The organism is Streptomyces sp. NPDC002138 (assembly GCF_040296485.1).
GTDB lineage: Bacteria > Actinomycetota > Actinomycetes > Streptomycetales > Streptomycetaceae > Streptomyces.
Map to the genome: position 1 here is coordinate 58265 of NZ_JBEOXE010000045.1, position 8779 is coordinate 67043.

Consider the following 8779-nt stretch of genomic DNA (forward strand, 5'->3'; position numbering starts at 1 on the left):
GCGGCGACAGTACTCAGCCACCCGGCGCACGGCATCGGCCCGGGGGCTTACGCCCGTGGGCGGGTCCGGCCGCGCGATGGCCGCCCACGGCCCCATGCCCCGATGGGGGTCTCCCGGCAGGGTTGTTCCTGTGATCGAAGTCAACGAACTCAGCAAGCGCTACGGCGCCAAGACCGCCGTCGACCGGCTGTCCTTCACCGTGCGGCCGGGCCTGGTCACCGGGTTCCTCGGCCCCAACGGAGCCGGCAAGACCACCACCTTGCGGATGATCCTCGGACTGGACGCGCCCACCGGCGGGACCGCCACCGTGGGCGGCGTCCCCTTCCGCACCCTCCCGCGCGGTTTGCGGCACGTCGGTGCCCTCCTCGACGCCGGCCAGGTGCACGGCGGACGCAGCGCCGTCGACCACCTGTCCGCGCTGGCCCGCGGCAACGGCCTGCCCCCGCGGCGGGTGGAGGAGGTACTGGAGGAGGTGGGGCTGGCCGAGGCGGCGGCCCGGCGCATCAGCGGGTACTCGCTCGGCATGAAGCAGCGGCTCGGGATCGCGGGTGCGCTGCTCGGCGATCCGCCCGTACTGATCTTCGACGAGCCGGTCAACGGCATGGACCCCGAGGGCGTGCTCTGGATGCGCCGCCTCTTCCGCCGCCTGGCGGCCGAAGGCCGCACCGTCTTCCTCTCCAGCCACCTGATGTCGGAGATGGAGAACACCGCCGACCAGCTCGTCGTCATCGGCCGGGGCCGGCTCATCGCCGCCGAGTCGGTATGGGACTTCGCGGCCCGCAGCACCCGCCGCACCGTCGTGGTGGGCACGCCGAAGGCCACCGAACTGACGGCGGCGCTCACCGCGGCAGGCGGCGTCGTCGAACCCCAGAGCCCCTCGGCGGGCGCCGGAAGGCTCACCGTGACCGGCCTGTCGGCGGACCGGATCGGATCACTCGCCTTCGCACACCGGATTCCGCTGTACGAGCTGACCCCCCGCACCGCCTCATTGGAGGAAGCCTTCATGGAACTCACCGCCGGCAGCGTCGAATACCTGGCGGGGCAGCCCCGATGACCGCACGCGCCACCTCCGCCCCGGTCGAGCCGCCCGCCCGCTTCCGCGACCTGCTGGCCGCCGAGTGGATCAAGTTGCGGTCCTTGCGCTCGACCCCCTGGACGCTCGCGTTCACCAGCCTGTTCGTCATCGGGGCGGCCGCCGTGGCGGCGCTGGCGCGGTACGACAGCCTCGGACAGATGACCCCGGAAGCGAGGGCGGAACAGGGCTTCCTGGTCTTCGACGCCTTCCCCCCGGCCGGTTACATGACGCTGATGCTCGTCGCCGGCAGCGTCGGCGCCCTCACCGTCGTCAGCGAGTACAGCAGCGGGCTGATCAGCACCACCCTCGTCGCCGTCCCCGCCCGCGGAGCGGTGATGCTGGCCAAGGCGGCCGTCACCACCGCGCTGTGGACCGCGCTCGGTACGGTCATCTCCACCGGCTCGTTCCTGGTCTCCCAGGCCATCCTGAACGGGCACCACGCCGGGGTCACCCTCACCCATTCCGGAGTGCTCCGGGCCCTGGTGGCATCCGCGTTGCTCGCCCCGGTCTGCGCCCTGACCGGCCTCGGCTTCGGCTCCCTGATCCGGCACAGCGCCGCCACCATGGTCACCAGCGTCTTCACGCTGCTGATGCTGCCGCCGATCTTCTCGCAGAGCGCACCCTGGTCCGCCGCCCTCAGCCACGCGATGCCGTTCACCGCCTGGAAGCGCCTGGTCCAGAACTGGCCGCCCGACCCGGACTCCCTCGCGTACTCCGCCACGGTCCCCGGCTCCTGGTCCGTCTACACGCTCTGGCCCGTGATCGCGGTCGTCCTCGCCCTCCTCGTCGTGCGTCGCCGCGATGCGTGAAGGCGCCCCGAGTGCGCGATCGGCAGGGCCTGAGCCGAGCATCCGGATCCGGCTGTCACATGGTTGCCATGCGCCGCGAAAGGCTGGCACCCAACGGTCAGGGACCATCCCCACCGAAGGCGCATGAAGCACCATGGAGCGTCCAATTCCCCTTAATCACAAGGGATTTCACATGCGCGGCGTATCATTCGCGGCCAAGGCCGCCGTCGCCGCCTCCCCGTCGCCGCCTCCCCGTCGCCGCCTCCCCGTCGCCGTCCCGGCCCACGTCGGCACGCAGGCGGCGCTCACCGAGGTCCAGTGGCGCCCATGCAACGGGTGGGGGGTGCGGACACCCTCGTGTCCCGCATGGCCGACACGGCCCCGGCGCCCGATGGCGCAGCGGAGCCCGCCCATACGAGCCGAACAAAACCAGTCATCACTTGATCCAAAACGAACAACTGCGAAAGTTCCCCACGGTACGAGACGGTCCGCTGGGACGATGTCGACGATTCGCTGCGCCCGGTTCCCGGGCCGGGTCCAAAGGCCGTCGCGGGCGCGATACCGCCGTGACGGTGTGCGAGGGGCGCGCCTGTCGTCCGCGGGGGTGGTTGACGACGCCGGCGGCAGGGGCGCCTTGTGCGACCGCGCCACCGCCGGTCCCCGGGGGCCTCCGCTTCCCGCCGTCGTGTCGCGGCCTCTGAGGGGGGATTCACCGTGTCCACGATCAACCGGTTACGCCCGCACCACACCAACACCCACACCCACACCCACACCGGCAGACGCAGACGCCGCCGCACAGCGGTGGCCGCCGCGTTCGCCCTCGCCGTGACCGGCCTGGGTGCCCTGAGCGCCACCCCGGCGGCCGCGCTCACGCCGACCGTGGTCGCCACGGTCCCGGTGGGCGCGAACCCCGAGAACCTGGCCGTGGCACCGGACGGCAAGCACGTCTACGTCAGCAACTCCGGCGTATACATGGGCACTCCCGGCAACACCGTGACCGTACTGGACACCGCCACCAACACCGTCGCCGCCACCATCCCCGTCGGCAACGGCCCCGCCGGGCTCGCGGTCACCCCCGACAGCGCGCACCTGTACGTGGTCAACCGCGGCGCCGCCACGATCAGCGTCGTGGACACCGCCACCAACACGGTGACCACCACCATCACAGGCATCCACGACCCCACCACGGTGGCGGTCAATCCGTCCGGCACCCGGGCCTACGTCGTCGACTCGGCCTCCCCCAACGGGGCGATCCGGGTCATCGACACCGCCACCAACACCGTCACCGCGTCGGTCACCACCGGCCCGTTCCCGCGCGACGTCGCCTTCAGTCCCGACGGCGCGCGCGCCTACGTCACCAACCTGGGCGACAACACGCTGGGCGTCATCGACACCACCACCGCCACCGTCACCGCGAACGTGCCACTGAGCCACCAGCCGTTCGCCGTCACGGTCAACCCCGTCAGCGGGGCGGTGTACGTGAGCCACGGGCGCGACGACCTCGTGTCCGTGGTGGACCCGGCCACGCTCACGGTCCGCGCGACGATCACCACCGGGTCCTACCCCGGTGGCGCCGCGGTCAGCCGGGACGGCACGACCGCGTACGTACCCGGCATCGGCGGCAACACCCTGTCGGTGATCGACACCGCGACCAACACCGTCACCGAGGCCGTCCCGGTCGGAGGCGGCCCCGTCGACGCCGGAGTGAGCCCGGACGGCACCCTGGTCTACGTCCTCAAGAACGGCAGCGAGACCCTCGACGTACTGAACGTCGGCTCCGCGGCGCCGGTCGTCACCGGCATCAGCCCCGCCTCCGGCCCGGCCGCGGGCGGCGCCGTCGTCACGGTCACCGGCACCAACCTGACCGGTGCCACCGCCGTCACCTTCGGCGCTACCCCCGCCACGGGCGTCACCTGCACCGCCACCACCTGCACCGTCACCGTCCCCGCCCACGCGGCCGGCCCGGTCGACGTACGGGTCACCACCCCGGGCGGCACCAGCCCGGTGACCGCGGCCGACCAATACACCTACCTCGCACCGCCCGCGGACATCGCCGTCAACCTCACCGCCCAGCCGCAGCTGAGCATCCTGGTGCCCTACCTGACCTACACCCTCACCGCCCACAACACCGGCCCCGGCGCCGTCACTTCCGCGACCCTGACCGCCGCACTCCCGCCCGGCGCCTCCGCTACGAACCTCTCCGCCGGATGCACGAGCGCCGCCACCACGGTCACGTGCACCTACGGGACGATCGCCAACAACGCGAGCGCGAGCAAGACGTTCCGTGTCCCCCTGCACCTGCTGACCCTCGGCCCGCTCAAGGCCACCGCGGCGCGCACCGCCTCCGCACCCACCGACCCCAACCGCACCAACGACACCGCCGCCGCGACCTGCACCGCCCTCTCCATCGTCCTGGTCACCTGCACCTGACCCCCACAGCCCGGCCATCCCGGGCGCGCATCCATTGCTCGCCGCTGATCTTGCTGAGCCCGGTGGACTGCACGGTCGCCGACTCAGGCTCCAGGCCGACGCCGTGGCCCCGAACGTAGCCGTACGGGGTCACGGCGCCGCGTACCCGGTCATCCGCGCCCGGGGCCCACGCCGCATGACCACGACCGTGGGTGGGTGGACGCAAGCGGCCGCTGCCGGTTCCGTCCACCCCAGAGCCCTTCCCACCGTGCTGACCTGCGACGAGAGTTGTTCTTGCCCGACGGACACCGATCCGGAAGGCACTCGGATCGGAAAGGCCGCCGCGGGACGCGACTGGTTCAGGACACCAGTGCGACGCGCCGACAGCTCTCAAGAACGGAAGAACTCTCGTGATTCGCACGCGTTTCGCCCAGGCCACCGCGGTGCTCACCCTCGACCTCATCGCCGCGGCGGCGGTGCTGGACAACCGGGGCCACCCGTAGCACCGGCCGGAGCCGGGCACGACCACGCTCCGCCCGCACCGTTGACCGGTCGGCTCCGAAGCGCGGGCACTCCAAGCCCCCTCAGCATGGCCACGCGACGTTCCTCCCCGCCCTCGAACAGCCCGACCACACACGCTGTTCACCGGGCGGCCATCACCGCGGCCGCACGCGCCCGTCCCGTCGCCTCTCTCGGTCCGACCCGAAGCGACGCGACCGGCCCTGACGCGACCGGACTGACGCGATCCGACGCAACCGGACGTGACGCGATCCGACGCCACCGGGCCTGACGCGATCCGACGCGATCTGACGCACCGCCACCGTCCCCACGGACGCCCCTTCCTCGCCGCGAGCCGATCAGGGCTGCCCACGCCCAGCCGCCGGCCCCCACTTTCTTCGAACCATTCACCTTTCTGGAGTTTTCGATGTCCCGTTCCCTGCGCCGTTCGTCCGCCACCGCCCTGCTCGCCGCGGGCCTCGCCTCCGTCGTGCTGACCAGCACGATTCAGGCGCAGGCCGCGGAGGCCCCCTCGGCGCCGGCCGTCTCGCAGACCGCTCAGGCCGACACGGGCACCATCACGCCGTTCACGCCGACCGTGCCCAACCCGACCACCGCGACGAAGGCGGAGCTCACGGCGGCCGCGGCCAAGGCCGCCAAGACCGCGAAGCCGGGCCAGCTGTTCCTGGCCCCTCAGGCACAGACCGCCGTCGACTCCAGCACCGGCGGTCGGATCAGCCGCAGCGAGGTCATAGCGCGTGCCAGGACCTGGGTGGACGCCGGGGTCCCGTACAGCATGACCAGCTACCGCTCGGACGCCAACGGCCGCTACCGCACCGACTGCTCGGGCTTCGTCTCCATGGCCTGGCACCTCGCGTCTTCCTCGGCCAACAACTGGGGTGAGACGACGGGCACCCTGCTGGACTTCACGTCCTCCATCGGCAAGGAGTCCCTGAAGCCCGGTGACATCCTGCTCAACCCCGACCCGGGCGCCAGCGGCCACGTCGTCGTCTTCAACGGCTGGGCCAACGCCGAACACACCCGATACGACGCCTACGAGCAGGCCGGCAGCACGGGAGCGGTACACCGCGAGATCCCGTACCCGTACTTCTCCGGGCACGGCACCTTCAGCCCCCGCCGCTACGACAACATCACCGACGCGGGAAGCGGCGACCTGACGGGTGACGGGAAGGCCGACCTGGTGGCTCTCGAGTCGGATGGTTCGATCACCGCAGCGGACGGCACGGGCAACGGATTCACCAACTATCACAAGATCGCGAGCGGTTTCGGGTTGCACGTGAGCGCCGACCGGTTGAACTACGTCGACGCGGACGGCGACGGCAAGGCGGACCTCATCGGCCTGGAAACCAACGGAACGATCACTCTGGCCAAGGGCACGGGCAGCGGCTTCACCGACTACCACACCATTTCCAGCGGGTACGGCGAGTACATCAACAACAGCCGGCTCAAGTTCGGTGACGTCACCGGTGACGGGAAGGCCGACGCCCTCGCCGTGGAAAGCGACGGATCACTGACCCTCGCGGTCGGCACGGGCAACGGATTCACCAACTTCCACAAGGTCGCCACCGGCTTCGGCGAATACGTCACCGGCAGCCGGCTCAAGCTCGCCGACGTCACCGGCGACGGCAAGGCCGACCTCATCGCTTTGGAGAACAACGGATCGCTGACCCTCGCCACCAGTAACGGCGACGGCTTCTCCAACTACCACACGATCTCCAGCGGATACGGCGACTTCGTCAGCAACGACCGCCTCCGCTTCGGCGACGTCACGGGCGACGGAAAGGCCGACATCCTCGCGGTCGAGACCGACGGCAGCCTCACCCTGGGCACCGGCACGGGCGACGGCTTCAAGGACTTCCACAAGGTCGCCACCGGCTTCGGCACCTACGTCAACGACCACCGCCTCCAGCTCGCCGGCTGACACTCGACGCGCGAGCCCCCACGGGCCGTAATCCGCTGACCCGCCTCACCCCATCCCTCAGGTCCCGCCGCGACCCATCGGCGGGACCTGAGCCGTTCGCCCCGACCTGCGACGGCCGACGTGCATGAGCCGACTCAAAGATGCTCAGGCCGAGGTCAGGTGCTGGACCGGTCTCGTCATGAGAGGGGACGGCTCCACCTCCAACTCACGGCGCAGCAGCAGCTGGTACTCCTTGCAGCGCTTCACCGCGCAGGCCGTGTTGCCCTCCGCGATGTGCATCTCGATGAGGATGCGGTGCGCCGTCTCCCGGATCGGGCCGATCCTGTACGCCGACACCGGGGTCCGAGACGGCCGTCGATCATTGGAGGTGAGCAGGTCCCCTGCTGCATCACGGCGACCGCCTCGGCACCCTCACAATTACCCCCGATATCCGGATTCACCCGGTACCGCATGCCGGCGTCCGCACATGGCGACATGGCGGTGGCCCGTCCCCAGAGTTCGGGAGGACAGGCCACCGCCACACCACATTCGAGCTGTGGATCTATACCGCGGCTACCAGCGATACCACCGGCCGCTGCCGCCCCTCGGGCGGGCGACGAAACCGATCAGCCACAGCACCAGGACCGCGATCGCGACCCACCAGAGAATCTTCAGCGCGAAACCCGCACCGAAAAGGAGCAGAATCAGAAGAAGAACAAGAAGCAGGGGAACCATGATTATCAACCTCCAAGGCATCATGTGCCCGGCCCCATCGAAGGCATGCGCGCGGAACTTACCTGTTTCTTATCGGGACAGGTGGGCAGGTTTTTCAGCCGTCATCGGAGGAGGCGGCGCGGTGCCGGTTCATTTCCTGGTCTGTGCGAGCACCGCGTTGAACTGCGCGCCGGTGAGCAGTGCCAGGTTGGTGAACCACAGCCACACGAGGAAGACGATGGTCCCCGCCAGCGAACCGTAGAGGCGGCTGTAGGTGCCGAACTGCGTGTAAAGGGTGAAGAGCGCCGAGGCGCCGAGCCAGAGGAACGCCGCCAGGGCTCCGCCCGGGAATCCCCGGCGCGTTCCGCGGGCCCCGGCGGGTCCGGTTCGGTAGAGGATGAGGATCAGTGCCGTGACGACCACCAGGAGCACCGGCCACCTCAGGGCAGTCATGACATCCGTACCCGAGTAGCCCGCGGCCGCCGCGAGTCGGCGGGTCACGGGGCCGGTCGCGACGAGGCTCGCGGCGCCCGCGACGAGCAGGGCCAGCAGCGCGCCGGCGGTGAGGACGAGGATGTGCGCCGCGCGCAGGGGTGGCCGCGTGTCGGGGAGCCGGTGCATCGCGTGCAGGGCGCGGCGGAAGACCGCCAGGTAGCTGCAGGCCGACCACAGAGCGCTCAGGACACCGCTGATGAGCAGGACCCACAGGGAGGACGGCTTCGAGGTGAGGCCGTCCAGAGCCTCGCGGAGCACCTGGGCCGACTGGGGAGGGGCGTAGGAGGTGAGGTCGAGGATCAGGCGCTCGCGGGTGCCGGCCCCGGCCAGCCCGACCAGGGAGACCGATACGAGCAGGGCGGGCACCAGCGCCAGCACCGCGTAGTAGGTGAGAGCGGCCGCGTAGTCGGCGATGTTGTCCTGCCACAGGCGCACGGCGGTGCCGCGCAGGGCTGAGCGCGCCCGTCGCAGCAGCTCAACGGCGCGGTCGGTCCGATTACTTTGGTGCGTGCGGAGAGTGTTCGATGCCACGCTGTCCTCTTGCCCGGCGACACCGCTCTCACCCTCCGTACCCCGCTCGACGTGCCGTCGCCACCTGCGACCTGGCCTTGGCCCTGGCGGAGTGTCCCGGTATCGGCACTGGCCCATCCGATCAGCGGTGCGCCGTCTGGAACGGTCAGGCCCAGCCTGTCGGGGAGGTCTCCGACGTTCTCAGGCCGCGGTCGACGCGTTCGCCGATTCGGCGGCGGCGCGGTGTTCGGCGTTGATGCGCTGGGCTTCTTCCAGCTGGTCTTCGAGGATGACGATCCGGCAGGCCGCTTCGATCGGGGTGCCCTGGTCAACGAGTTCGCGGGCGCGGGCGGCGATCCGTAGCTGGTA

7 protein-coding genes and 1 pseudogene are annotated in these 8779 nt (G+C 70.5%); 4 read left to right on the forward strand and 4 right to left on the reverse strand.

Going from position 1 to position 8779, the window contains the following annotated elements; all coding sequences use genetic code 11:
* The first annotated feature begins 130 nt into the window (after window positions 1-130).
* From ABT084_RS26370 to ABT084_RS26385, 4 genes are all read left to right on the forward strand, one after another.
* Window positions 131-1054 (forward strand): ABC transporter ATP-binding protein, encoded by a 924-nt coding sequence (locus ABT084_RS26370; RefSeq protein WP_351048637.1) that lies wholly within the window; start codon window positions 131-133, stop codon window positions 1052-1054.
* Complete coding sequence (locus ABT084_RS26375; RefSeq protein WP_351048640.1) at window positions 1051-1884, forward strand: ABC transporter permease; 834 nt, start codon at window positions 1051-1053, stop codon at window positions 1882-1884. The genes ABT084_RS26370 and ABT084_RS26375 overlap by 4 nt, the downstream gene beginning before the upstream one ends.
* 693 nt (window positions 1885-2577) lie before the next feature.
* A complete protein-coding gene (locus ABT084_RS26380) occupies window positions 2578-4293 on the forward strand; it encodes an IPT/TIG domain-containing protein (RefSeq protein ID WP_351048643.1) in 1716 nt (571 codons plus the stop codon).
* Between the two features lie 904 nt (window positions 4294-5197).
* Entirely contained in the window at window positions 5198-6712 is a 1515-nt protein-coding gene (locus ABT084_RS26385; protein ID WP_351048646.1) for a C40 family peptidase, read from the forward strand.
* Between the two features lie 144 nt (window positions 6713-6856).
* On the opposite strand, the gene ABT084_RS26390 is transcribed toward ABT084_RS26385, so the two are convergent.
* The 4 genes and pseudogenes from ABT084_RS26390 to ABT084_RS26405 all read right to left on the reverse strand — a co-directional run.
* Window positions 6857-7048, reverse strand: a complete 192-nt coding sequence (locus ABT084_RS26390; protein WP_351048649.1) for a BTAD domain-containing putative transcriptional regulator — start codon at window positions 7046-7048, stop codon at window positions 6857-6859.
* Window positions 7049-7264: 216 nt separating this feature from the next.
* Complete coding sequence (locus ABT084_RS26395) at window positions 7265-7426, reverse strand: hydrophobic protein (protein WP_351048651.1); 162 nt, start codon at window positions 7424-7426, stop codon at window positions 7265-7267.
* A gap of 129 nt (window positions 7427-7555) precedes the next feature.
* Window positions 7556-8431, reverse strand: coding sequence for a YihY/virulence factor BrkB family protein (locus tag ABT084_RS26400; protein ID WP_351048654.1), 876 nt, complete (start codon window positions 8429-8431; stop codon window positions 7556-7558).
* A 180-nt stretch (window positions 8432-8611) separates the two neighbouring features.
* Window positions 8612-8779 (reverse strand): annotated as a pseudogene (locus tag ABT084_RS26405) (MerR family transcriptional regulator); the annotation flags it as partial.

Excerpts from the sequence above, each read along its gene's own strand:
- ABT084_RS26375 (WP_351048640.1), top strand. The coding sequence starts at position 1,051 with ATGACCGCACGCGCCACCTCCGCCCCGGTCGAGCCGCCCGCCCGCTTC.
- ABT084_RS26385 (WP_351048646.1), top strand. The coding sequence starts at position 5,198 with ATGTCCCGTTCCCTGCGCCGTTCGTCCGCCACCGCCCTGCTCGCCGCG.
- ABT084_RS26395 (WP_351048651.1), bottom strand. The coding sequence starts at position 7,426 with ATGGTTCCCCTGCTTCTTGTTCTTCTTCTGATTCTGCTCCTTTTCGGT.